The organism is Bradyrhizobium sp. ISRA430, assembly GCF_029909975.1.
Lineage (GTDB): Bacteria > Pseudomonadota > Alphaproteobacteria > Rhizobiales > Xanthobacteraceae > Bradyrhizobium.
In genome coordinates this window covers 2,699,358-2,723,800 of sequence record NZ_CP094516.1, presented here as the reverse complement: position 1 = coordinate 2,723,800, position 24,443 = coordinate 2,699,358, and the positions used below count along the sequence as shown (strand labels likewise).

The following is a 24,443-nucleotide window of genomic DNA, read 5'->3' as shown; positions in this document are numbered from 1 at the left end:
CGAGGCCGGTGGAGCGCTGCCGATCCTCGATTTTGAGAAGGGCACGCCGGTCACGGTCGTTCCCATGTCGAGCGATGAGTGTTTTTGTCGATGGCGGCGGCCATGCGCGCCTTGCGTTCCTGCACGATGAGGTTGGTAAGGCGACAGGCCTGGTGCTTAATCCCGGGCCATGGCAGATCACAGGCTAGCGGATCAACTGACCGGGACGGCCAAGAAACCCTATGATCAAGAACATTATCTTCGACGTGGGAAACGTCTTTGTGAAATGGTCCCCACAAGACATCGTGGAGCGGTGCTTCAATCTGCAAAAGGGCTCCGATGAGAACGTGCAGAGGGCAGAGGCCTTGTTTCGTTGTCCTTTGTGGATGAGTCTCAACCGCGGCGAATTAACCCAGCGGGAGGCCGAGCAGGCCTATCAGGCCGAGTTTGGCCTTTCCGAGAAGGAGACCACGACGTTGTTCTTCCACGTTATGGATCATCAGGACTTAATCGAGGGCACGGAAGAGATCGCGTACCGCCTCAGGAAAGCAGGTTACCGAATTTTCGCCCTTACTGACAACGTGCATGAGATCGTCGCACATCTCAAAGCCCGCCAACGATTTTGGGACGTGTTCGAGGGAGCAGTGGTGTCGGCGGAGGTCGGCATGTTGAAACCAGCACCTGCCATCTTTCAGCATGCACTGGATAAGTTCGGCCTCCTCGCCGAGGAAACGGTCTTCTTTGATGACGTTGAAGTCAATGTGGAAGGTGCGCGATCGATCGGATTGGAAGCAAGACTATTCACAACGCCAAGCCGTTGTGAGGCAGACTTACAGGCGTTGGGCCTTTCGTTCTAGACGGGTTTTGCGAGGCCCTCTTCAACCTTGCGGCTCGTGGCACCAATTGCGCTTCCGGACAGGTTTACCAGTTGTCCCAGCTTTTCGTGACTGAGATGAATCGGCACTTGGGCGGGATTTCAAAAACATCCCATTGCGTAGACGACCAAAACAGCTCGGCGGCGAGCGAGCATGATCGCAACTCGCTGCCATGATTTCCTAGGATGGCCGTTCGACGAAGGCGACGGCCTTGTTGCTATAGGTCCACGTCGCGCCGTCGCGTTTGCTGATCCCGAGAAAGGCGGTCGCCGTACCAGCATATTTCATGTCCTGATTGCCGCCGTCGATGCCATAGGCCCACGGGTCGAGGCACAGAAACTCGGTGATCTTGTTATCGGGTCCTGCAGTGCGGTGGCCGACGATGCCGACATAATGGGCGCCGCCGAGGGAGGCCCGCACCGGCACCTTCTTTTCGAGATTCTTGATTGTCCAATCCACTGCTTTGCTGGGATCCCGGCCTACGCTCACCTGGTCGCGCGCCGTCGGTTCGGCCATTTTCCAGCCCATGTAGCGGACGAACACGATCTTGAGGATCGAACCGCACCAATATTCATTGTTCACCGCCTTGAGGAACCCGCCATTGTTCTGGTTCCACGGCAGCTTGCTCTTCTTGTAGTTTTCCATCGACTCGTCCGTCGAGGTCGCCGACAGGGTGGGATGGGAGTGCAGCGGCTCATCCACTAGCATTTCATAGACGCGATGGCGGTTGTCCAATTCGTCGCTGGGGTCCTGGTTGCTGTAGAACTTGCGATAGGCGGGCGTCCTGGCCGGCGTCGTGACGGTGTGGAAATAGTGCCAGATCAAATCGGTTTTCCACGAGGGGTCGCGGGTATGGGTGTCTGACATGGAGACGCTCCATATAAGGAATTCGCCTGCGGCGGCTTCGCGGCCGTTTGCGACTTCCGGTCAGACCAGCCGCGCTGAAAGGTTAGTGCCCGCTCGGTTGATGACGGTTCAGCAACCGTTCGACACTTTCGCAGGCGGAACCTCGCACGGCGCCGGCGCAGCTCTTGGCGATGCGCCAAAATCTCCTCAGACGAAGAAAAACTCGTTCGCGTGCAAGTCAGCGACCTTTACGCCGAGTAGATCGATCGTGTTTCCGGAATGGCTCGGATCAGTGATGAGAGTGCCTTCGTGCCCGTCGGACGCGGCGTTGGCGATGACCACTGCGAAATTGGAAAAGTGGCTTTGATCTAGCTGGATGGTGTCGTGGCCCTTGCCGAAATCGGTGATCGTGTTTGCACCGAAGTCGTTCTTGAACACGAACGTGTCGTTGCCTCTCCCGCCCGTGAGAAGATCCCCCGCTCCGCCCACTAGAACATCCCTACCATTCCCGCCGCTGATCTGCTCGAACCCGAGGCTCCCGTCGATGACTTGCCTGCCATTCCCGCCCGTAACAACGGTGAGATGATCGGCGTCGGTACCCGGCATTCCACCAATGTAGGTCTGACCCGGTTTGACGACGGTCACGGTCAATGTGGCCTCGGAGCTCAACTGGTCGGTGTTCGTTGCCGTGTAGGTGAATGTATCCTGAGCGAGCCCGTGGTCCGGAAAATCGATCTTCTTGTTTGCGTCATAGGTAAACGTTCCGTCGCCGTCCACAACGAGCGTGCCAAAAGTCCCATTCGCAACAAACTCACCTGCGTCATTGGTTGTCGCCCCCGCGACTGCCGTCACCGTCAAAGGCTCGTTGTTTGGATCGGTGTCGTTGGTCAGAACATTGCCTGAAACCTCATGATTCTTGGATACTCCGGCGATGTCGTTGTGCGCGACGGGAGGAGATGTCGTGCCGAAGATGATTTCTGAAATTTGGGTGGACCAAACCGAATCCGACGCTGAAGTCCATTCCTCAATAGTCCAGAAATGCGACGGGTCGGTCGGATCGAAAGTTGTGGCGCTGTAATCGCCAAAGCGCCCGGAATTGGAGGTCTGCGGTGCGACGCCGGCCTGCAGTAGCATAGGATCTCCGAATTGGATCACATCGCCGTTGAGCTGGCCGGCAACTGCGTAGGCGCTTGGAAAATCATTCGGTCCTGAACCGGAGAAGCCGATGACTACCTCGCCGAGGGGATTCACCGCTATCGAGCCGTAATAGACATCAAGCCCGAGCGGGCTGATGAGGCCGGTATCCAGAACAACCGGGTTCGTCAGCGGAGTGCCGATCTCGAACCACTGCAGTGCTGAGTGATTGTCGTCGCTCGAAATCGTGTGAACACCGAACAGTTTGCCGTCTTGTAAGACCACACTAGATGTGAAGCTTGAATCTGCGGCGTTGATTGGTACGGTCGTGTCCTTTTGAATGGCACCGGGGGGATTTTGGAATGGCGACACCGTAATTGCACGGTTCGCGGTATCGAGTGTGGGACTTGTAATCAGCCCATCGATAGACGAAACCTTCAGTAGTGTGCTGGGCATGTCCACGTTGAAGGCCGAGAGAATCGGTTCACTGCCGGATAATTCAGGCGCAACGGCCGGCTGCTGAACAACCCCAATTTCGCCGTGACTAATGTTGGCAAACACCGTGGCGTTGGACGTGCTTGGAACTGGCCCCAGTAGGTCAGACTTTGGGATGGCTACTAATATACTTGTAGCCGGTTCAGGGCCGACCGGAATCTGGGTGGCGGAAAGGTAGACGCCATCTTCGTTGAAGCCGAGCCTCGTGAAATCCCCAAAGCTTTGCCCAGTAGGGTCGATAGGAATTCTGACCGCCTGCCAACCTTGTGCCGGGTCCGACGTATTTGACACGGCAAGTAAAAAGGCGCCCGTGAAATCCAGTGCGGCTGCATACCAACGCTGGCTATCAGGATCAAAGAGTATGCGCGGATCGAAAGGAGAAGGTTGCGGGACGCCTGCCGATGACCAGAAGTCGCTCAGAGTTGACTGCTGGAGGACGTTTCCGGACTTGTCGTAGACGCGGAAATCCGAGTTGAGGAATTCAACAAACTGGCTGGGGCCGACGGCGCCATCGGTGTCTGGTGGGTTGGCGCCGAAATCAAGTAAATTAGTTCCCGCAAAATTGGCACCAATGGTGACAACTGGGGCACCCGCCGTCGTCGCGGCGACCATTGTCTCGCTCATGGTTTCCTCCCTTTGCCTTTGCGTTTTTCTCCTCTTTCCTGCGGCCTCTGGTTCCTAGGACGCCGTACAGCTACTCGTGCGCGCGCCCGTCTCCGCGCGAAAGGCACGCCCGAGCGAACGTGCCGTCAGCCGGAAAGCAAAGCCGCAACTAGACCAATTTGAAATGATGTGCCGTGAAGGCGTATGCCTCGTCGGGAATCGCCGGAGGTTGTCCCAGCATCGACGCTGGCTCTCGGTCCCTGCTACTCAGTCAACGATACACCCAAAGCTCGTTTGAGCAAGGCCCTGTTTACATTCATTCAGTCCAGAGCAATGGGTCAGCGAGGTTGATCATGGGGGCACGGCAGTGAATGTGCGATGTCCACTTCTTGGGGAGGCAGACGTACGCAGTCGCCTTTTGACTCGTTGCGAACTTCCCGATGATGTCCCTTGGCGGCAGTATATCTCAGGCACTCGCATGGGCGCCATTCGGCTCGGTCCAGAGCCAGCCGATGAGACCGGCGAGCGCGGCGCACGTTGCGGTCACCAGTATGATGGCGCGCAGCGCTCGTGCGAAAGCGGCGATCGCCTCTTCATGAAGACCGGGCTGTCCGGACATGACGGCAGTCATGGCTTCGTTGGCTTGTGTGAGCGTCGGCCCGACGAGATGATATGAAAAGCTTGCAAACAGCACGGCCCCCAGCGCTGCGACCGCGAGCAGGCCGGCTATTCGCGCGACCGCGTTGTTGATGCCCGAAGCAATGCCGGCGTGAGCTTTGCCGGCAGCCCCCATCACGGTCGACGTCAGCGGCGGAACGGTAATTGCCATCCCGACACCCAACAGGACCATCGGCGGAAGCACGCCAACCCAAAAGGACTGCCTGAAATCGACCAAAGCGAGCATCGCCAAGCCGCTCGCCGCGATAATGGGCCCGGTCGTGAGCAGCGACCGCGGTCCCAAACGGTTGGTGAGGGTGCCCGCGAATGACGCGCCGAAACCCATGATCAGAGCAAACGGCAACAACGCCGCGCCGGCTTGCGTCGCGGAGTAGCCGCCGAGACGGATCAGGCCGAACGGCAGATAATAGAGCGCACCTCCGAGGGCAAAGTAGAGCAACAACGTCAGGGCATTCGTTGCGGAAAAATTGCGAGATCGATAAAGCGACAGCGGCATCATCGCCCATTCACGGAGCCGGGCTTCGATCGCGACGAACAAAGCAAGGAATGCAATTCCCACGCCGAGAACGGCTAGGACTGTCTTGTCGCGAAATCCTACCGCCGGAACGGCGCTGAGACCCCACGTGATCGCAGCGAGGCCAATCGCGATCGTGACGGCGCCGCTCCAGTCGAGGTACTTCGCGTGAGGATCGCTGCTCTCGCAGGCGAAGCGAAGCGCAAGTCCAGCCGCGGCAAAGGCGAGCGGGACATTGAGGAGGAAGATCGCGCGCCACGAGACCTGATCGACCAGCCAGCCGCCGAGCGGCGGGCCTGCCGCCAACATCAGTGCACCTGCACCTGCCCATGTCCCGATTGCCTGGCTCCGTTCGCGCTCGTCGAAACTCGCGCCTAACATTGCCAGACTCGCCGGCACCAAGAGCGCCGCGCCCAGGCCTTGAACCGCGCGGCTGGCGACGAGCGCCGCAATATTTGGCGAGAGCCCGCAAGCGATGGAGGCCGCAGTGAAGACGGTAACGCCGAGAACAAAGATCCGGCGTCGACCGTAAAGGTCGGCGGCCGAGCCACCGATCAGCACGAGTGAGCCCAGCAGCAGCATGTAGGCGTTGACGATCCACTGCGTTGCTGCCGCGTCCGAATGCAGTGCCTGCTGGATTTCGGGTAGCGCGATGTTCACGACCGAGCCGTCGAGGAACGCCATGCTGGATCCGACAATGGTCGCCGCCAGCGTCAGCCGCTTGCGTCTTTGCGACAGCGCCGCGTCAGAACAAATTGCCGCCTGGATGACACCCGTGTCGCAGGGCGGCCGTGTGAACCCAACCATTGTATGCTCGAGAGGGATGGTGGTTACCGATCAGGGTGCGCTTCGCGCAGAAAGTTGGCAACATTGGCCGTAAACAGGCAGGTCGCAAAAAGAGCCCCGCCGGAGGCGGGGCTCGGGGCGCTTACCGGCAGGGTTACTTCTGAGCCGGCTGACCCGACGTCGAAGGCGGCGGAGCATTATTCTGGTTGGTTTGTCCAGACTGCATGTTCTGGTTAGTGCCTTGGTTAGTGCCTTGGTTAGTGCCTTGGGCCGGGGCCTGTCCGGTGGTCTGGCCCGGAGGCGGTTGTGTGCCTGCCTGGCCCGATGTCGTCGGTTGGTTCTGCCCAGCCTGGCCGGTGGTCTGGTTCTCCGCCGGCGCGTTGGACTGACCGGTGCTTTGCCCGGTCGTGTTCTGGTCCATTGACTGGCCACTCCGCCCCTGACCAACGGTGGTCGATTGGCCCTGCGTGGCCCTGATCTGGTTGGACACGCCAAGTGCGGAGACCGTGCGGCTATCGATCGAGCCGGTGGTCTGGAAACCTTCCTGTCTCTGGAAGGTGGTCAGTGCGGCGCGCGTCGCGGGCCCGAGGTTGCCGTCTGCTTCGCCGTGCAGCAGGCCACGTTCAATCAGGACCCGTTGAACGATGCGGATCTCGTCGGAGCTGAGATTCAGCGCGGCGACGCTGCCACTGCTCACGCTGGCACGGCGGGCGAAGTGCGTCCGCGGCCCGGCCGGAACGACGTCGACGATCCTGCGGCTTCGGTCGAGGACGACGACTTCATCATCCACGACGAAGAAACTGTCGTCGCGGAAGCGCGGATCGATGTCGATCAGCGCCGGGAATGCCGAGACGGCGACCACGTTGATGTTTCTCGGCACCACCACGCCGGTATTGACCCGGAAGTTGATCGAGTTGACGTTAACCCGCGCCACGTTGCGCGAACTGAGCACCGACTGCTGAAGCGTTGCCTGCTGTTGCGCATTTACCGATACGCGGCCCGACATGCTCTGGGTCGTCGTACTCTGGTTTTGCGCCGGCGCAGTGGCCTGGCTGCCAGTCGTTGCGCCCTGATTCTGCTGCGTGGTCTGACCCTGTGTGGCCTGACCCGGGGCAGGAGCGTTGCTCGGCCTGGTGTTGGCGCCTGTGGTCGTGCTCTGGTCCCTCTGGCCCTGCGTGGTCTGACCCTGCGTGGCTTGACCCGGAGCATTGCTCGGCCTGGTGTTAGCACCGGTTGTCGTGCTCTGGCCCTTCTGACCCTGCGTGCTCTGACCCTGCGTGGCTTGACCCTGGGCGTTGCTCGGCCTGGTGTTGGCGCCGGTTGTCGCGCTCGGGCCCTTCTGGCCCTGCGGCGCCTTTTGCTCGGATTGACGAGGTTGCGCGCGCTCGCCGCGACCCTGTCCGATGGTCTGCCGCTCGCCCCTGTCGGCCTTGCCGGCGGTTCGGCCGCTATCGCGCATTCCTTCGCTGCGCTCGGCACGCGATCGTGCCGCAGACGGACCCTCGGTCCGACCGCCTGCGCGGCCCTGCGTCATTCCTTCGCTGCGGGAAGCACCACCTTGCGACATTCCACCACTGTGGGACGCGCTACCTGCGCCTTGCGACATTCCTCCGCCAGACCGGCCGTGTTCCGCAGCGCCTCCGCTGGATCCGCCACCAGCGCCAATTCCGCCTCCGCCAGCGCCCATTCCGCCGCCGCCACCTTCACGCATGCCTTGCGCCGACGCCAGGCTGACGCCGGCGAGCAGCACTGCTGTGGTCAGCAGGAACCTGCTCTTTCTCGTGTTCATCTGAATCTCCTCCATTTGCTTCGCAGCATTTTTCGATGGGTGCTTTCGAACGACAGAACTCGAGACAAACGAGTCCTCATCCGAGTTTCCCGATCGAATTTGCCGATCCCCCGGTGAACGGAGTGCCGATGCCATCGTTCCCGTTCATGCAGGGAGTTGCGCGGTTCCGTCTCGATGCTACCGCGCACGTTGAACTCTCCGGGGTCGAAGAAGAGATCGACCCCAAAATCCGCGCCGAGGGCTCAGCGTCTCGCGCCGGCTTGCGGCTTCGCATTACCAACGATTGTAATAGAAGTGCCGCCGGGGGAACGGTCCGCCATAATAAGCGTAGGCCGGGCGCACGACGCGGCGATAGCCGTAATAGGCGGGGGCGTAGCCAGTGCTGTAGTAGGTCCTGGTGTAGCCGCCCCAGGCATATGGCTCGTAGCCGCCGTAGTAGGCCGGTGCGTAATAGCCGTCATCATAGCCGTAGTAGCCGTAGCCCGGACCATACGCGTAAGCGGACGAGGCGAGGCCGCCGATCACGGCACCTGCGACCAATCCGCCGGCCACCGCTGGAGCGAAACCGCGCCATTGGGCTTCCGCCGGCGTCGGCGCCGCCACAGCGCTTGCGCCGAGTGCGCCGATTGTTGTCAGAACAAGTGCGGCCCTATTCATGTGCGTCTCTCCTTCGTTAGTGGGTCGACGTCGTGCCAACATTAACGACAGGCAAAGGTTGCAAGCGCGCCCGCTGGCAACAGGAGTCACGAAAATAAATGGGCGTTCATCTCGATGAACCCGCGCACCGTGATGGCGCCCGCCTCATGACTGATCGGGTTGGCGGGAGAGATCCATACGCCGGCTGTTCCGTTCGTAGATCGCATGGCGGCGCGTTCCCTCCCCAGCACTGAGGCGGTTTAGCGTACTCGTGACTTTCAACTGGAACGGCGGTGCGCTCATTGCCGGACGCTGCGCGATCGGCTGCAGAGCCGATCGACGCGCGTCATCGATCAGAGTCCACGCCCTAGAACTGATAGCGCCGCAGGCCGCCATCCACCGGGATCACGGTGCCCGTGATGTACCGAGCCACCGGCGAGGCCAGGAACACCGCGAGCGCCGCGAGGTCTTCCGGCTCGCCCCAATAGCCGACCGGGATCTCCTCTTCGGCAAAGCGCTCGCGATAGTCCGGCGCATAGTTGCGGCGGATCTGCTCGCTCATGATGCGGCCGGGCGGGATGCAGTTGATGGTGATGCCGTCCTTGCCGATCTCGCGCGACAGGCCCTTGGCCCAGGCGTGCACCGCGGCCTTGGCCGCGAACGCGGCGTTCAGCCCTTCCGGCTCGGACTTGCCGGTGATGTTGATGATGCGGCCCCATTTGCGCTCCACCATCTGCGGCAGCAGCGCATGGGCGATGCGCCGATAGCTGGTGAAGTTCAGCGCGAGCGCCTCGTCCCATTTGCTGTCGGGCGCGTCGACCGGCAGCGGGCGGCTGCCGCCGGCATTGTTGACGAGGATGTCGACATGGCCGAGCGCTTTCACCGCAAAGGCCGCGATGTTCTCCGCCGCGTCCTTTGCCATCACGTCCTGCTCGAACGGAGTGATGAGTCCGCCGCCGACTTCCTGCACGAGCTGGCCAAGCAGGTCTGTCCGGCGCGCAACCGCCACGATGCGCACGCCTTCCGCAGCCAATCCCTTGGCGATGGCGCGTCCGATGCCGATGCTTGCGCCGGTCACGACGGCGGTTTTCGACTTGAGCCCGAGATCCATGGTCAACGCTCTCTTGGTTGCTTCTTGCTTGTTGCTGTTCGTTTCCAGCCCTGTCCCTCACCGGCGCGATTTGCCGGATCGGGACGAGCAGTGGTAACGAAGAGCGACAGTGAAGGAAACACGAAAAAGAAAAGGCTCTGAGCGATGGTCTGGGACCCGCAGCAATATCTGAAGTTCTCCGGTCACCGCTTGCGGCCCGCGATCGACCTGTTGATGCGAATACCGGATTTCGCGGTACGCGAGATCGCCGATCTCGGCGCCGGCGCCGGCAATGTCACCAAGCTGATCAAGGAGCGCTGGCCAAGCGCGACCGTCACCGGCGTCGAGGGCTCGGCCGAGATGGTCGCCGCGGGGCGGAAGGCGGCCCCGGACGTGGTTTGGTCACATGAGGATCTCGGACATTGGCACCCGGCCAAGCAGTATGACCTGATCTATTCCAATGCCGCACTGCACTGGCTGCCCAATCATGCGGCACTCTTTCCGTCAGTGATGGAGAAGGTCACGCCGGGCGGTATGCTTGCGGTGCAGATGCCGCGCAATTTTACCGCGCCCTCGCATGTGCTGATCGGGGAGACCGCCCTGAACGGACCCTGGCGGACCAAGGTCGAGCATCTCGTGACCCCGCCGCCGGTCGAGGGGCCAGCCTTCTACCACGATCTTCTTGCTCCGATGTCGGCCAATATCGACATCTGGGAGACCGAATATCTCCAGGTGCTCGAAGGCGACAACCCGGTGAAGGAATGGACCAAGGGGACCTGGCTGACGCGCTATCTCGACGTGTTGCAGGGCGACGAGAAAGCCGCCTTCGAGGCGGCTTATGGCGAGCGGGTGGCAAAGGCCTATCCGAAGAATGCGGCGGGACAGACGCTGTTTCCTTTCCGGCGTCTCTTCATGGTGGCCCAGCGCAAGAGTTAATTGCACTGCCGCGATGCGACATAAGCGCTCGCCCAGCGGGGCTGGAGCGGGCGCTAAGTTGCGTATACAACGTCCGTCAAGATAGCTTGGCTGCGGCAAATTGGGCTTAGGTCTAGTTGTTCGGGTGGCCGATTGCTGCCACTACTGAACCGGAAAACAAAAAAAGAACCGGTTTGAGGTTGTTGGGAGGAAATATGCGCAAACTGCTTCTCGCGGCCGCGGCGGCCGCGCTCGCCTTGGCTCCTGCTGCCGTCATGGCCCAGAGCCCCATCGTCATCAAGTTCAGCCACGTCGTCGCCAATGACACCCCGAAGGGGAAGGGTGCGCTGAAATTCAAGGAGCTCGCCGAGAAGTACACCGACGGCAAGGTCAAGATCGAAGTCTATCCGAACTCCTCGCTTTACAAGGACAAGGAGGAGATCGAGGCGCTCCAGCTCGGCTCGGTGCAGATGCTCGCGCCCTCGACCGCGAAATTCGCGCCGCTCGGCGTCAAGGAGTTCGAGGCGCTCGACCTGCCCTGGCTGTTCAAGGACGAAGAGACCTATGCCAGCGCGATGAAGGGCACCGTCGGCAAGTGGCTGTTCCAGAAGCTCGAAGCGAAGGGAATCACGGGCCTCGCTTACTGGGACAACGGCTTCCATATGGTCTCCTCGAATCGTCCGCTGATGAAGCCCTCGGACTTCCAGGGGCAGAAGTTCCGCATCTCCGGCTCGAAGATTGCCGACCAGTATTTCCGCCTGATGGGGTCGATCCCGCAGATCATGGCGTTCTCCGAAGTCTACCAGGCGCTGCAGACCGGCGTGGTTGACGGCTGTGAGAACACCGCGTCCAATTATCTGACGCAAAAGTTCTTCGAGGTGCAGAAGGACATCACCGTGTCCTATCACGCTCACCTGCAATACGCCGTGATCGTCAACTCGAAATTCTGGTCCGGTCTGCCGCCCGACATCCGCACTCAGCTCGAGAAGGCGATGGCGGACGCGACCGACTACACCAACTCGATCGCGCGCAAGGAGAACGAGGACGCGCTGGCCGAGATCAAGAAGTCGGGCAAGACCACACTGCATTATCTGACTGACGCCGACCGCAAGGCATGGCAGGAAGCAATGCAGCCGACCTATAAATGGGCCAAGGGCCGGGTCGGGCAGGAGGTGCTCGATCTCGTTGCCAAGGAACTCGACGTCAAGATGAACTGACGCTGCCTGGCGTAGAACAACAAGAAACGGTCGGGAGTGAACGCACTCCCGGCCGTTTCGCTCTAATAAGGGGGACTTGATTTGCTTCGCGTGCTAAATCGTGCGCTCGATCACCTCGAGGAGTGGTTGATCGCGACGCTCATTGCGGCTGCAACGGGCCTGATCTTCGTTGCCGTCGTGCACCGCTACGGCGCCGGCGAATCGATCGCGCTTTCGAGATGGGCGACTGCGCACGGGCTGACCTGGCTCGCGGCGCTGTCGAAAGCCGTGTTCACCTTCCTGTCCGAGCTCGACCTGTCCTGGGCGCAGGAACTCTGCATCTACATGTTCATCTGGATGGCGAAGTTCGGCGCAGCCTATGGCGTACGCACCGGCATCCATGTCGGCGTCGACCTTCTCGTCAACCGTCTCCCCGAATATTCCCGCAAGCAGGTGATCCTGTTCGCGCTGCTCTGCGGCGCGATCTTCACCGGCATGATCGCGGCCTTCGGTGCCTCCTTCGTCGGCGAGATGTTCCACACCGGACAGCAGTCGAACGATCTCGAAGCGCCGATGTGGATCGTCTACCTCGCGATCCCGCTCGGCTCCGGTCTGATGTGCTTCCGCTTCCTTCAGGTCGCATGGTCCTATTACCGGACCGGCGAGCTGCCGCATCATGACGAGACCCATGTCGAGGGCGTGGAGACCGGCGTCTCGCCCGCGCTGCATCCGCAGCCCGCAGGCGCCGCGACCAAGGCTGCTTCGCGAAAGATCTCGCCGCTCGGCGTGATCCTGATTCTCGCACCGATCCTGATCTTCATGCTGTGCCTCGCCGAAAAGTCCGGCGTGCTCGTGCTGCCGCACTGGATGCGCGCCGCCACCGTCTTTGCACTGCTGATCGCCCTGATGCTGACCGGCATCCCGGTCTCGATCGCGCTCGGCCTCACCGTGATGACGTTCCTGTTCACGCTGACGACGGTGCCGATCGAGGCGGTCTCGATGAAGCTCTTCACGGGCATCGAGAGCTTTGAGATCATGGCGATTCCGTTCTTCATCCTGGCGGGCAATTTCCTGACCCATGGCGGCGTCGCGCGGCGCATGATCAACTTCGCGACCTCGCTGATCGGCCACTGGCATGGCGGCCTCGGACTCGCCGGCATCGTCGCCTGCGCGATGTTCGCGCTGGTGTGCGGCTCGAGCGTCGCGACCGTCGCCGCGATCGGCGCGATTGTGCTGCCGGAAATGGTCAGGCACGGCTACCCGATGCGCTTCGGCGCCGGCATCATCACGGTTGCCGGCTCGCTCGGCATCCTGATGCTGCCCTCGATCCCGAAGATCGTGTACGCGGTCTCCACCAACACGTCGATCGGCGCGTTGTTCGTCGCGGGCCTTCTGCCCGGCATGCTGCTGACCACGATGCTGTGCATCGTGACCTGGTGGCTGGCGCGCAATCGTGACTATCCGCGCCTGCCCAAGGCAAGCTGGAGCGAGACGGTGCGCACCTTCCGCGAGAGCATCTGGGGATTGATGCTGGTCGTCATCATCATCGGCGGTATCTATAGCGGCCTGTTCACGGCGACCGAGGCTGCTGCGATGGCGGCAGTCTATTCCTTCTTCATCTCGGTGTTCGTCTACAAGGCGATCGGGCTGAAGGACGTGCCGCGCGTGTTGCTGCGCGCTGCCAACACCAGCGCGATGTTGCTCTACATCGTCACCAACGCGGTGCTGTTCTCCTTCGTGCTCTCCAACGAGAACCTGCCGGCGACGCTCGCCGACTGGATCACGGCGCAGAATCTCGGCTGGGTCGGCTTCCTGGCTCTGGTCAACGTGCTGCTGCTGCTCGCCGGCAACTTCATGGAGCCCAACTCGATCATCCTGATCATGGCGCCGATCCTCGCGCCCGCGGCCAAGAAGCTCGGCATCGACCTCGTGCATTTCGGCATCGTCATCGACGTCAACATGGAGGTCGGGCTCTGCCACCCCCCTGTCGGGTTGAATCTCTACGTTGCGTCGATGATCGCGCGAATGCGTATCACCGACCTGGCGGGGGCCGTGATGCCATGGCTCATCACCATGCTCGGCTTCCTCATCGTCGTGACCTACTGGCCCGAGTTGACACTGTGGCTGCCGCGGGTCCTCGGGATGATGTAGGCGCGAGCCGCGTATACGGGTGCACCCTCTCCCCTTGTGGGAGAGGGTGGCTTCGCGGAACGCGAAGGCGGGTGAGGGGTCTCTCTCCGCGAACGCCCCTCGCGCAGTAGATTTCGCGGATAGAGACCCCTCATCCGGCGCGCTGCGCGCGCCACCTTCTCCCACAAGGGGCCTGTTGCGTAATCCCACGACTGTGATTCTGTAGGGCAGAGCCCTGGAGGACTGACGATGGCGGTGAAGCAGACGGGGCAGCCGAGTTTTATTGAGGCGTGGCTGCCGAAGGGAGCCGGTGCCAATGCGGCGCTGGATCGGTTGTCGAGCTTGGTCAAATGGTACCGGTTCGAGAAGCTGATGGCGCATTTGCGGGATGAAGGAAGCCCTGGCCGCCCGGGCTATCCGGTGCTGGTGCTGTTTCGCGCGCTGCTGTTGCAGTCGCTCTATGGTCTTTCGGAGCGCGAGCTCGAGGAGGCGCTGGGGGACCGCTTGTCGTTCAAGCGCTTCGTGGGTCTCAGTCTCGAAGATGCGACGCCTGATCACACGGTCCTGAACCGCTTCCGGAACCAGCTTGTTGAGCAAGGGCTGCTGGACAAGCTGTTTGGTGAGCTCGATCGTCAGCTTGAGAATGCTGGTGTCATCCTGAAGCGCGGCACGATGCTGGATGCGACATTGATCCAGGCGGTGTCAGCGCCTCCGACGCAAGAACAGCCGTCGAAGGATCCCGATGCCCGGTTTGCCAAGCGGCAAGGCAAAAGCGGCTCGACCTTCGGTTACAAGGCTCACATGGGTGTCGATGAGGGCTCCGGCCTGATCCGGTCGGTGCTGACCACGCCCGCCAATATCAACGACACGACGCCTGCGGACGATCTGATCCGCGGCGACGAAGCCGTGGTGTGGGCCGATGCCGCCTATGACACCCATGCCAGGCGGGCCCGGCTGAAAGCTGAAGGCAAAAAGCCCCGCATCGCACGTCGTCCCAACAGGCATCACCCGGAGCTGCCGCCGAGGCTCAAACGCTACAACCTTCTCATCGCCCGACGACGGGCAACGGTGGAGACCACCTTCGCCACCCTCAAACGCCGCATGCGACTGACCTGCATCCGTTATGTCGGTCTTGCCAAAGCAAGCGGGCAAGTCCTGCTCGCCTCCATCGCGTTCAACATGAGGAAATGGGCTGCGATCACAGCCTGAGCCGCCCGCCGAGGGCACCAGCCGACCCCTTCGTCGGCCCGCTACCCCGGCAACCAGCTTCTCCCCTGACCTGTCTCGGCCTCAAAAGCCAGTAGCGCAACAGGCCCACAAGGGGAGAAGGGAACAGGAAATGCATTCTCGTGCCTCCCTGGTCGCCGCCGCCGATGGCAATCGGCTGCGAGATGCGGTTAGATGACCGCAACAGGCCGGGAGGAGACAAGGATGACAGAATCCAGCAGCGAGCGGAAGGACGCCACATCGTCCGTCATCGCGCAGCATGAGGCGACACGGAACGCGCTGCCATTTTCCGACACGCGGGATTTCGACGATGCCGCGCGCGGCTTCCTCGGCACGATCGAGGACGCGAAGATCACCAATCCGCAGGGACGCGTGGTCTGGAGCCTCGAGCCCTATGACTTCTTGTCGACTGAAGCGGCGCCAGCGACCGTCAATCCGAGCCTGTGGCGGCAGTCGCGCCTCAACATGCATCACGGCCTGTTCGAGGTCGTGCCCGGCGTCTACCAGGTGCGCGGGCTCGACATCGCCAACATGACGCTGATCGAGGGTGACAGCGGCGTCATCGTGGTCGACACGCTGACCTCGATCGAGGGCGCTCATGCCGCGCTGGAGCTCTATTTCAAGCATCGTGGGATACGGCCGGTCGCGGCCGTCATCTTCACCCATACCCACACCGATCACTGGGGCGGCGCCCGCGGTGTGCTGGAGGAGGACGCGCTCGCCACCGGCCAGGTGCCGATCATCGCGCCGAACCTGTTCATGGAGCACGCCGTCTCCGAGAACATCATCGCCGGTCCTGCGATGCTGCGCCGGGCGCAGTACCAGTTCGGCCCGCTTCTCGCCAAGGGCCCGCGCGGGCAGGTCGATTGCGGTCTCGGCAAGTCGATCGCGGCGGGCGCAGTCGCGCTGCTGCGCCCCACGGACCTGATCATGGCAACCGGCGACAGGCGCGTCATCGACGGCGTCGAATTCGAATTCCAGATGGCGCCGAACAGCGAAGCGCCGGCCGAGATGCATTTCTTCATCCCGCGCTACAAGCTCCTCAACCTCGCCGAGAACTGCACCCACAATTTCCACAACCTGCTGCCGTTCCGCGGCGCGGACGTGCGCGATGCGCTGGCGTGGTCAAAGTATCTGAACGAAGCGCTGCTATTGTGGGGCGGCAAGGCGGAGGCGATGTGTGGCCAGCATCACTGGCCGGTGTGGGGCCGCGAGCGCATCGACACCATGATCCGGCAGCAGCGCGACCTCTACAAATTCGCCCATGACCAGACCATTCGTCTGATGAATCACGGCCTGACCGCAGCCGAGATCGCCGAGACCATCCAGCTTCCGAAGAGCCTCGAAGGGGCTTGGCACGGCCGCGGCTATTACGGCCACATCCGGCATAACGTGAAGGCGATCTATCAGAAGTATCTCGGCTGGTACGACGCCAATCCGGTCAATCTCGATCCGCTGCCGCCGGTGGAGTCGGGTAAGAAATATGTCGAGTATATGGGCGGCGCCGACGCGATACTCGCGCGGGCGCGCAAGGATTTCGACAAGGGCGAATTCCGCTTCGTGGCGCAGGCGCTTGGCCATCTCGTCTTCGCCGAGCCGGACAACCAGGCAGCGCGCGCGCTGCTTGCGGACACGCTCGAGCAGCTCGGCTACGCCGCCGAAAGTGCGACCTGGCGCAACGCCTATCTGTTCGGCGCGCAGGAGCTGCGACAGGGCATGCCGAAGGTGCCCGCGCGCCCGCCGATGCCGCGCGAGACGCTCGCGGCGCTGCGCACCGAGCAGCTTTGGGACGTGCTCGGTGTCCGCCTCAACGGCCCCAAGGCCGAAGGCAAACGCATCGTGCTGAACTGGAGTTTTTCCGACACTAGCGAGACTTTCGTGCTCAACCTTGAAAACTCCGCGCTGACCTACACCGAAGGCGTGCAGGCCGAAGGCGCGGACGCCAGCTTCACGCTGGCGCGGTCGACGCTCGACGAGGTCATCGCCAAGCAGACCAGCTTTCCGGAGGCGGTGGCTGCCGGCAAGGTCAAGCTCGCCGGCAATCCGATGCGGCTCGCCGAGCTGATGGGCCTGATGGATGAATTCCCGCGCATGTTCGAGATCGTCGAGCCGAAGCGGGCTGTGGTGACTTAGAAGCGGTCAGCGCCACGTTTTCCTTGTCATCGCCCGGCTTGACCGGGCGATCAGTATTGCAGAGGCGGTGACGCATACGGATAGGCCGGGGCGTACTGGATGCCCCGCCTTCGCGCGGCATGACCACGTGCGAGGAATCGGCTCCGCTACTCCGCGCTGCTCACCAGCTTGATCCGCGGCGCCTGTGCCTCGGTCAGGCCGCGATACGCCGCGAGATAATCCAGTGCCATCCGCCGCGCCGTGAAGCGCGCTTCGAATTGCTTGCGGATCGCCGCGCGGTTCAACTGCGGAAGGCGATTGACGACGCCGGCCGCGCTGATGACGTCTTCGACGACAAAGCCGGTCAGGCCTTCGTCGATGATCTCGGGCGCCGAGCCGCGATTGAAGGCGACAACGGGCGTTCCGCAGGCCATGGCTTCTATCATCACGAGGCCAAACGGCTCTGGCCAGTCGATCGGCAGCAGCAGCCCGAGCGCGCCGCACAAGAATTCCGACTTCTCGTGATCGCTGATCTCGCCGATGAATTCCACAAGCGGATTGTTCTCGATCATGGGGCGGATCAGCTCGTCATAATAGTCCTGATCGGCGCGATCGACCTTGGCCGCAATCTTCAGCGGGATGCCGCAATGGGTTGCGATCTTGATGGCGCGATCGACACCTTTCTCCGGCGCGATGCGGCCGAGCACAGCGAGATATTCCTGTTTGGCCGGCGTTGGCGTCAGCAGGTTCTCGGGCAGGCCGTGATGAATGGTCGTCACCCAGTTCGCCTGCGGCACTGGGCGCCGCTGCGCGTTGGAGATCGAGATCACCGGTACCTGGGGAAAGGTGTTGAAGACCGGCTGATGCTCCGGAAGATCGAGCCGGCCGTGCAGCGTGGTCACGAACGGCGTGGGCTGGCGGTAGAACAGCGACCACGGATAGTAGTCGAGATGGAAGTGCAGGAAGTCGAATTCCTCGTCGTCACATTTCTGCCGCACGCGCTCCAGCATCACCATGTGAAGGGCATTGGGATCGCGCACGGACCCGTCGAGCCGGAGCGCCTTCGGCCAAAGCGCATCCAACTTCCCTGACGTCTTCGAGTCGCCGCTGGCGAACAGCGTCACGTCGTGTCCAAGGGCCACCAGCTCTTCCGTCAACCAATGCACCACCCGCTCGGTGCCGCCATACAGCTTGGGTGGAACAGCCTCCGTCAACGGGGCTACCTGCGCGATGCGCATCTCATCATCTCCTCTGTACGATCATGGAAGTTGAAAAGCCCCCAGCGTGTTCGGCACCGGCAATGCCAGCCAAGGGAACGTTCCCGCAATTGCGAAGTTCCCTATGGCAAAGGTTACATATTCGACACGTCGCGCATTGTCTCGATGCTGCCATCTCCTCTTCTCAGATCGTCCTTATCCGCATGTCGTGATTGCATTGGGACGGAACCGAGGCGAACCGGCCGATGTTCTGTCGACCAGTAGAAAAATTGAAGTCATCATCGGGGTTGCAGTCACATGGATCACCTTTCCAGATACGCACGCAGGCCGTTTGCCTTTGTCTTGCGCTATCTTCGCCGCCGGCTCGCGTCGCATCTGGTGATCCTGACCGCCGTCGTTGCAGCCGTTGGCTGCTCAGTGGGCACGCAATATGGCGTCAAATCGCTGGTCGACAGCCTGTCTGCCGGTCCGTCCCATGGGGGGGGTGTATGGCTGGCATTCATTTTGCTCATGTCGCTGATCGCTGCGGACAATTTTCTGTGGCGGATCGCGAGCTGGACAGCGAGCTTTACCTTTGTCCGCGTCACCGGAGATCTGCGGCGTGACATCTTTCGGCATCTCACCGGACATGCGCCGAGCTACTTCTCCGATCGCATGCCGGGCATGCTGACGAGTCGTATCACGGCGACATCCAATGCCGTGTTCACCGTCGAGAACATGTTCGTCTGGAATGTGTTGCCGCCCTGCATCGCCACGGTTGCGGCGATCTTGCTGATTGGAACCGTGAGCCCCTATATGGCAGCGGGGCTGATTGTAATCGCGGGGGGAATGGTGATCGCAATGTTCCGCCTGGCAGCGGCCGGCAAGCCATTGCACGACGACTTCGCCGACAAGGCCGCTGTCGTTGACGGCGAGATGATCGACGTCATCAGCAACATGCCCCTGGTGCGGGCCTTCTGCGGCATCACTCACGAGCATGAACGGTTCGATGGCACCGTGAGCCGGGAACTCACTGCGCGCGGCCGCAGCCTGCGTTACCTGGAGAAGCTTCGGCTCACACATGCCGGCGTGACCGTCGTCTTGACGGTGGCGCTGATGGCATGGGCGATCACGCTCTGGCAGAAGGGCGAGGCGACCACCGGCGACGTCGTGCTGGTCTGTACCCTGGGCCTGTCCATCCTGAATGCGACGCGCGACCTGGCGGTCGCGCTGGTCGACGTCACCCAGCATGTCGCGCGGTTGACCGAGGCGATCGCCACGCTATTGGTGCCGCATGAATTGCGTGATCACCCCGAGGCCGAGCCGCTGGTGAAGAACGGTGCCGCGATAGCATTCAACAATGTCACCTTCGGCTATCCAGGCGGCGAGAAAATTTTCGAGCGGTTCAGCCTGCGTCTGCAGCCGGGTCAGCGGGTCGGCCTCGTCGGCCAGTCTGGTGGCGGCAAGTCGACCCTGTTCACCCTGCTTCAGCGCTTCTACGATGTAGACGAGGGCAACGTGACCGTCGACGGCCAGGATATCTCCATGGTGACTCAGCAGAGCCTGCGCGAAGCCATCTCCGTCGTGCCGCAGGACATATCGCTATTCCACCGCTCGATTCGCGAGAACATCCGTTACGGCCGGCCGAACGCGACGGACGACGAGGTGCTGCGCGCGGCGATTGCGGCGCGCTGCGATTTCGTCGAGAGCTTGCCGGAAGGTCTCGACACCATGGTCGGCGACCGCGGGGTCAAGATGTCCGGCGGCCAGCGGCAGCGCATCGCGATTGCGCGCGCCTTCCTGAAGGACGCGCCGATCCTGTTGCTGGACGAAGCGACCGCGGCCCTCGACAGCGAGTCCGAGGAGGCGATCCGCGAGGCATTGACACGCCTGATGCGTGGACGCACCGTGATCGCGATCGCGCACCGCCTGGCGACGCTGCGCAACTTCGATCGCGTCGTGGTGCTGAAGGCCGGCAAGATCATCGAGGACGGCGCGCCTGACCGCCTGATGCAGGGTCATGGGCCCTACCGTGAGCTGGTGACGCAGGAGATGAGCCGGCTCGCGAAGTTCGCCGCGTAAGAGGCGCGTTCTAATCGGTTGCGTTTCGAAACAAGGCGCAGGGGAGCAGTTGATGGCAGCCGAAGCCGTAACCCAGATCGTTTCCGTGTCGCGGACCGTGGAGACCGTCGCGGAGCAGGCATTCTACATTCCGATGACGGGACCCGCGGCGCGGCCGCGGCGTTCGCTCAAGCACGATGACACCTTCATCGTGCTCGACAGCCATGGCGACATCGGCGCCTCCGCCGGCGGCCCCGATGGGCTGTTTCACTGCGACACGCGCTATCTCGCGCGGCTGGAGCTCGTGCTCGACGACCTTCAGCCGCTGCTGCTCGGGTCGAACCTGCGCGACGACAATTCCGGATTGACGGTCGACCTCACCAACCCCGACATCTATCGCCAGGGACGCATTGTGCTGCAAAAGGACCTGCTGCACATCGTGCGCACGATCTTCCTGTGGCGCGGCACGGCTTACCAGCGCATCGGCGTACAGAACCATGGCGAGCAGCGCGCCAGCTTCGAGCTGACGCTCCTGTTCGACAATGATTTCGCCGACCTGTTCGAGGTCCGCGGCGAGCGGCGTCCGCGCCGCGGCGTCGGCGCGAGCCGGCTGCTTGGGCCCACCGACGTCCTGTTCGAATATCGCGGCCTCGACGAAGCCGAGCGCACCACCGGACTGCATTTCGATCCACGCCCGACCCGGCTTTCGGTGAATGCCGCCACCTGGCAGCTCGAGCTGGATCCGCATGAGGCAAAATCGCTGTTCGTGGCCGTATCCTGCAACCGGCCGATAGCGCAGAAGCCGGCGCGCTTCTTCAGAGGCCTGCTTGCCCATCGCCGTGAGATGCGCCAGTCGACGATGGGCGCGGCCAGCATCGAAACCTCGAACAACATCTTCAACGAGGTGCTGTGCCAGGCCATGGCCGACCTCAACATGCTGATGACGGAGACGCCGCAGGGCCGTTATCCCTATGCCGGCATCCCCTGGTACTCGACAACCTTCGGCCGTGATGGGCTGATCACGGCTCTTCAGATGCTGTGGGTCGATCCGCGCGTCGCGAAGGGCGTCTTGCGACGGCTCGCTCATTTCCAGGCACAGTCGGTCGATCCGCTGGCCGACGCCGCGCCCGGAAAGATCCTGCACGAGATGCGCGGCGGTGAGATGGCCGCGCTGCGCGAGGTGCCGTTCGCGCAATATTACGGCAGTGTGGATTCGACTGCGTTGTTCGTCCTGCTTGCGGGGCGGTATTTCGAGCGCACCGGCGATGAGGAGACTTTGATCGAGCTGTGGCCGGCGATCGAGGCGGGGCTGGCCTGGATCGATGGTCCCGGCGATCCCGATCAGGATGGTTTTGTCGAATACCAGCGCGCCTCCGAGCAGGGGCTTGCCAACCAGGGCTGGAAGGACTCCTACGACGCGATCTTCCACGCCGACGGCCAGCTCGCGGAAGGCTATATCGCGCTGGCCGAGGTGCAGGGTTACGTCTTCGCGGCCAAGCAGCTCGCTGCGCGCTGCGCGCTGCGGCTTGGCAAGCCGGAGCGCGTAAGGCAGCTCGAGGCGCAAGCCAAGGCGCTGGCCGAGCGCTTCGAGAGCGCGTTCTGGTGCGAGGAACTCGGCACCTATGCGCTCGCACTTGATGGCAAGAAGCGTCCGTGCAAGGTGCGGACCTCCAATGCCGGGCAGCTCCTGTTCAGCGGCATGATTCGCGAGGACCGTGCCCGGCGGGTCGCGGCCGACCTGATGCAGCCGCATTTCTTCTCCGGCTGGGGCATCCGCACGGTCGCGCGAGGCGAGGTGCGCTACAACCCGATGTCCTACCACGACGGCTCGGTGTGGCCGCATGACAATGCGCTGATCGCACTCGGGCTCGCGCAGTATGGGCTCAAGCATTCGGTGGCGCACGTCTTCAAGGGGCTGTTCGACGCTGCGACCTATATGGACCTGCGGCGGTTGCCGGAACTGTTCTGCGGTTTTCGGCGCGAGAAGCGGCGCGGCCCGACGCTCTATCCCGTCGCCTGCGCGCCGCAGGCCTGGGCGAGCGCGACGCCGTTCACGCTGCTGGAGGCGGCGCTCGGCATCGAATTCGATGTCGCGCGCGGCGAGATCCGGCTGCGCAATCCGCACCTGCCGGCGTTCTTGAACGAGGTAATCCTGCGCGAGCTGCGATTGGGCGATTCCAGCGTCGATCTGCGCGTCAGCCGCCACGCCGACGACGTGGCGCTGGAGGTGTTGCGCACGCGCGGCCAGATCCAAGTGTCGATCGTGCTGGCGCGCTGAGGGCGCGCCGGAGGGAGGGAGTGATGCGTGCCGTCGGGCGATTGATCCTGGGTGCGGCGATCGTTGCGAACTCGACGCTTGCCCCGTTGCGTGCCGCGGAGCAACAGCCAGCCGCGGTCCAGACCGAGCCGACGACGCCGACAACGGCGCCGCCAGCATCGGCGGTGCCGGTCACGCCGAAGGACGCGGCGCCGCCGCCGTCGGTGACCATCATTGGCGCGAGCGACGCCCACGGTGTGCTGGGTCGCGACGTCCGCAGCGCGGCGGACGAGGACATGGGCCGTATCGTCGACGTCATCGTCGACCGTGACGGCCACGTCCGCGCAGCCGCGATCGACTTCGGCGGTTTCCTCGGGGTCGGCAGCCGCAAGATCGTGGTGGACTGGAACGCGCTGCGTTTCGGCAAAATCGCCAAGAAGAAAGGCAGCATCACGCTTGAGCTGACCAAGGCGCAGGTCGCGGCTGCGCCGGAATACAAGGAGGACACGCCGATCGTCGTGCTCGGCGCGTCGGGCAGCCTGCAGCCGCTGCAAGCCATTCAGTGAGGTGCGGGGAGGGCTGACCACTGGTGCTCTTGTCGAGGAAGCCGAACCACGCAATCGATGATCGCGCTGGCCGCGCCGGACACATCGGCGCCGCCCCGGCACCGGCCGGTCTTCCGGCGCCGTCGCGCCAGAGCCTGCGCGGCCTCGACTGGTTCATCTTCTTCCTTGCCGATGTTCAGACCGGGTTTGGTCCCTTCATCGCGGTCTATCTGACGACGCAGAAATGGACCCAGGTCGAGATCGGCCTCGTGCTGTCGATCGGCGGCATCGTCGGACTGATCGGGCAGATGCCGGGCGGGGCGATCATCGACGCCGCGAAATCCGAGCGCCTGGTCGCAGCGCTTGCGATCGCAACTATCGGCTGCTGCGCGCTCGCCTATGCGGCGATGCCGATCTTTCCGGTTGTGGTGACGGCCGCGACGCTGCATGCCGCGGCAAGCTGCGTGCTGGGCCCGGCGATCGCGGCGATCAGCCTCGGCCTCGTGGGTCCGCTCGCCATCGGCGAGCGGCTCGGCCGCAACGCCCGCTTCGCGTCCCTCGGCAACGGTGTCGCCGCGGCGGTGATGGGCACGGCCGGCTATCTCTTGTCGAGCCGCTCGGTCTTCCTGGTCACCTTCCTGCTCGCGATCCCGACCCTGATCGCACTGTCGCGCATCCGCGACGAAGAGGTCGACATCGCGCGTTGTCATGGCGAGATGCCGCGCGAGGCGGCCGATCGCGGCGACACCAATGTCTGGCATCTGGTGCGGCAGCGGCCGCTCCTGGTGTTCGCGTTCACCGTCATCCTGCTGCAGCTCGCGAATGCCGCGATGCTGCCACTGATGGCGAGCGCGGTGACGGCGCGGTCAAGCCAGTGGGCAACCATCCTCGTCGCTGCCTGCATCATCGTGCCGCAGGCGATCGTGGCGCTGCTGTCGCCCTCGGTCGGACGCAAGGCGCAGGCCTGGGGCCGCCGGCCGCTGCTCCTGATCGGATTCGGCGCGCTGACGATGCGCGGCCTGCTGTTCGCGACCGTGCGCGATCCCTATCTGGTCGTGCTTGTGCAGGTGTTCGACGGGATCACCGCAGCGGTGTTCGCGGTGATGATTCCGCTGATCGTCGCCGACGTCGCCTTCGGCAGCGGCCATTTCAATCTCGCCCAGGGCATCGTCGGCACTGCGACCGGCATCGGTGCGTCCCTGAGCACGGTGCTCGGCGGCTTCATCAGCGACAAGTTCGGCAATGCAACCGCTTTCATCGGGCTCTCCGGCGTCGCCGCGACAGGCTTCCTGCTGATCTTGGCGATGATGCCGGAAACTCGGCGCAGCGCCTTGGGATCGCAAGAAAAAGGCCGGCCGAAATGACTTCGGCCGGCTGGG

At 62.8% G+C, this 24,443-nt stretch carries 18 protein-coding genes; 10 read left to right on the top strand and 8 right to left on the bottom strand.

The window, feature by feature from the left end:
• Positions 1-221: 221 nt before the first annotated feature.
• Complete coding sequence (locus MTX21_RS13230) at positions 222-836, top strand: HAD family phosphatase (protein WP_280965247.1); 615 nt, start codon at positions 222-224, stop codon at positions 834-836.
• Positions 837-1,034: 198 nt separating this feature from the next.
• Here the strand turns inward: MTX21_RS13230 and MTX21_RS13225 are convergent, their stop codons facing one another.
• The 7 genes from MTX21_RS13225 to MTX21_RS13195 form a co-directional block, all read right to left on the bottom strand.
• On the bottom strand, positions 1,035-1,721 hold the full coding sequence (locus tag MTX21_RS13225; RefSeq protein ID WP_280965246.1) for a hypothetical protein: 687 nt from the start codon (positions 1,719-1,721) through the stop codon (positions 1,035-1,037).
• A gap of 186 nt (positions 1,722-1,907) precedes the next feature.
• On the bottom strand, positions 1,908-3,953 hold the full coding sequence (locus MTX21_RS13220; protein ID WP_280965245.1) for an Ig-like domain-containing protein: 2,046 nt from the start codon (positions 3,951-3,953) through the stop codon (positions 1,908-1,910).
• Between the two features lie 445 nt (positions 3,954-4,398).
• Positions 4,399-5,931, bottom strand: coding sequence for an MFS transporter (locus tag MTX21_RS13215; RefSeq protein ID WP_280965244.1), 1,533 nt, complete (start codon positions 5,929-5,931; stop codon positions 4,399-4,401).
• 133 nt (positions 5,932-6,064) lie between these two features.
• A complete protein-coding gene (locus tag MTX21_RS13210; protein ID WP_280965243.1) occupies positions 6,065-7,369 on the bottom strand; it encodes a peptidoglycan-binding domain-containing protein in 1,305 nt (434 codons plus the stop codon).
• 71 nt (positions 7,370-7,440) lie between these two features.
• Entirely contained in the window at positions 7,441-7,617 is a 177-nt protein-coding gene (locus MTX21_RS13205; protein ID WP_280965242.1) for a hypothetical protein, read from the bottom strand.
• 355 nt (positions 7,618-7,972) lie between these two features.
• Positions 7,973-8,356: a hypothetical protein gene (locus MTX21_RS13200; protein WP_280965241.1), complete on the bottom strand. Its 384-nt coding sequence runs from the start codon at positions 8,354-8,356 to the stop codon at positions 7,973-7,975.
• 346 nt (positions 8,357-8,702) lie between these two features.
• Positions 8,703-9,446 carry an SDR family oxidoreductase gene (locus MTX21_RS13195; protein WP_280965240.1) on the bottom strand — a complete coding sequence of 248 codons (744 nt, stop codon included), beginning with the start codon at positions 9,444-9,446 and terminating at the stop codon, positions 8,703-8,705.
• A gap of 144 nt (positions 9,447-9,590) precedes the next feature.
• On the opposite strand from MTX21_RS13195, the gene MTX21_RS13190 reads away from it, so the two are divergent.
• From MTX21_RS13190 to MTX21_RS13170, 5 genes are all read left to right on the top strand, one after another.
• The gene (locus MTX21_RS13190) at positions 9,591-10,361 is read left to right on the top strand and encodes a methyltransferase domain-containing protein (RefSeq protein ID WP_280965239.1); all 771 of its coding nucleotides are present in this window, start codon (positions 9,591-9,593) and stop codon (positions 10,359-10,361) included.
• Positions 10,362-10,555: 194 nt separating this feature from the next.
• On the top strand, positions 10,556-11,557 hold the full coding sequence (locus MTX21_RS13185; protein WP_280965238.1) for a DctP family TRAP transporter solute-binding subunit: 1,002 nt from the start codon (positions 10,556-10,558) through the stop codon (positions 11,555-11,557).
• 90 nt (positions 11,558-11,647) lie between these two features.
• Positions 11,648-13,687, top strand: a complete 2,040-nt coding sequence (locus tag MTX21_RS13180) for a TRAP transporter large permease subunit (RefSeq protein WP_280971040.1) — start codon at positions 11,648-11,650, stop codon at positions 13,685-13,687.
• 228 nt (positions 13,688-13,915) lie between these two features.
• Positions 13,916-14,875: an IS5 family transposase gene (locus MTX21_RS13175; protein WP_280964961.1), complete on the top strand. Its 960-nt coding sequence runs from the start codon at positions 13,916-13,918 to the stop codon at positions 14,873-14,875.
• Positions 14,876-15,097: 222 nt separating this feature from the next.
• The gene (locus MTX21_RS13170) at positions 15,098-17,026 is read left to right on the top strand and encodes an alkyl sulfatase dimerization domain-containing protein (RefSeq protein WP_280965237.1); all 1,929 of its coding nucleotides are present in this window, start codon (positions 15,098-15,100) and stop codon (positions 17,024-17,026) included.
• A 146-nt stretch (positions 17,027-17,172) separates the two neighbouring features.
• Here MTX21_RS13170 and MTX21_RS13165 read toward each other — a convergent pair whose 3' ends face one another.
• Positions 17,173-18,243: a glycosyltransferase family 4 protein gene (locus MTX21_RS13165; RefSeq protein WP_280965236.1), complete on the bottom strand. Its 1,071-nt coding sequence runs from the start codon at positions 18,241-18,243 to the stop codon at positions 17,173-17,175.
• Positions 18,244-18,519: 276 nt separating this feature from the next.
• Between MTX21_RS13165 and MTX21_RS13160 the strand changes: the two genes are divergently transcribed.
• Genes MTX21_RS13160 through MTX21_RS13145 form a run of 4 tightly spaced genes read left to right on the top strand, consistent with a single transcriptional unit; the run spans position 18,520 to position 24,428 of the window.
• Positions 18,520-20,283 carry an ABC transporter ATP-binding protein gene (locus MTX21_RS13160; RefSeq protein WP_280965235.1) on the top strand — a complete coding sequence of 588 codons (1,764 nt, stop codon included), beginning with the start codon at positions 18,520-18,522 and terminating at the stop codon, positions 20,281-20,283.
• A 52-nt stretch (positions 20,284-20,335) separates the two neighbouring features.
• Entirely contained in the window at positions 20,336-22,540 is a 2,205-nt protein-coding gene (locus tag MTX21_RS13155; RefSeq protein ID WP_280965234.1) for an amylo-alpha-1,6-glucosidase, read from the top strand.
• A gap of 23 nt (positions 22,541-22,563) precedes the next feature.
• A complete protein-coding gene (locus tag MTX21_RS13150) occupies positions 22,564-23,085 on the top strand; it encodes a PRC-barrel domain-containing protein (RefSeq protein ID WP_280965233.1) in 522 nt (173 codons plus the stop codon).
• A 23-nt stretch (positions 23,086-23,108) separates the two neighbouring features.
• Positions 23,109-24,428, top strand: a complete 1,320-nt coding sequence (locus MTX21_RS13145) for an MFS transporter (protein ID WP_280965232.1) — start codon at positions 23,109-23,111, stop codon at positions 24,426-24,428.
• Positions 24,429-24,443 lie beyond the last annotated feature (15 nt).

Excerpts from the sequence above, each read along its gene's own strand:
- MTX21_RS13230 (WP_280965247.1), top strand. The coding sequence starts at position 222 with ATGATCAAGAACATTATCTTCGACGTGGGAAACGTCTTTGTGAAATGG.
- MTX21_RS13225 (WP_280965246.1), bottom strand. The coding sequence starts at position 1,721 with ATGTCAGACACCCATACCCGCGACCCCTCGTGGAAAACCGATTTGATC.
- MTX21_RS13220 (WP_280965245.1), bottom strand. The coding sequence starts at position 3,953 with ATGAGCGAGACAATGGTCGCCGCGACGACGGCGGGTGCCCCAGTTGTC.
- MTX21_RS13215 (WP_280965244.1), bottom strand. The coding sequence starts at position 5,931 with ATGGTTGGGTTCACACGGCCGCCCTGCGACACGGGTGTCATCCAGGCG.
- MTX21_RS13210 (WP_280965243.1), bottom strand. The coding sequence starts at position 7,369 with ATGCGCGATAGCGGCCGAACCGCCGGCAAGGCCGACAGGGGCGAGCGG.
- MTX21_RS13200 (WP_280965241.1), bottom strand. The coding sequence starts at position 8,356 with ATGAATAGGGCCGCACTTGTTCTGACAACAATCGGCGCACTCGGCGCA.
- MTX21_RS13195 (WP_280965240.1), bottom strand. The coding sequence starts at position 9,446 with ATGGATCTCGGGCTCAAGTCGAAAACCGCCGTCGTGACCGGCGCAAGC.
- MTX21_RS13190 (WP_280965239.1), top strand. The coding sequence starts at position 9,591 with ATGGTCTGGGACCCGCAGCAATATCTGAAGTTCTCCGGTCACCGCTTG.
- MTX21_RS13185 (WP_280965238.1), top strand. The coding sequence starts at position 10,556 with ATGCGCAAACTGCTTCTCGCGGCCGCGGCGGCCGCGCTCGCCTTGGCT.
- MTX21_RS13175 (WP_280964961.1), top strand. The coding sequence starts at position 13,916 with ATGGCGGTGAAGCAGACGGGGCAGCCGAGTTTTATTGAGGCGTGGCTG.
- MTX21_RS13170 (WP_280965237.1), top strand. The coding sequence starts at position 15,098 with ATGACAGAATCCAGCAGCGAGCGGAAGGACGCCACATCGTCCGTCATC.
- MTX21_RS13165 (WP_280965236.1), bottom strand. The coding sequence starts at position 18,243 with ATGCGCATCGCGCAGGTAGCCCCGTTGACGGAGGCTGTTCCACCCAAG.
- MTX21_RS13160 (WP_280965235.1), top strand. The coding sequence starts at position 18,520 with ATGGATCACCTTTCCAGATACGCACGCAGGCCGTTTGCCTTTGTCTTG.
- MTX21_RS13155 (WP_280965234.1), top strand. The coding sequence starts at position 20,336 with ATGGCAGCCGAAGCCGTAACCCAGATCGTTTCCGTGTCGCGGACCGTG.
- MTX21_RS13150 (WP_280965233.1), top strand. The coding sequence starts at position 22,564 with ATGCGTGCCGTCGGGCGATTGATCCTGGGTGCGGCGATCGTTGCGAAC.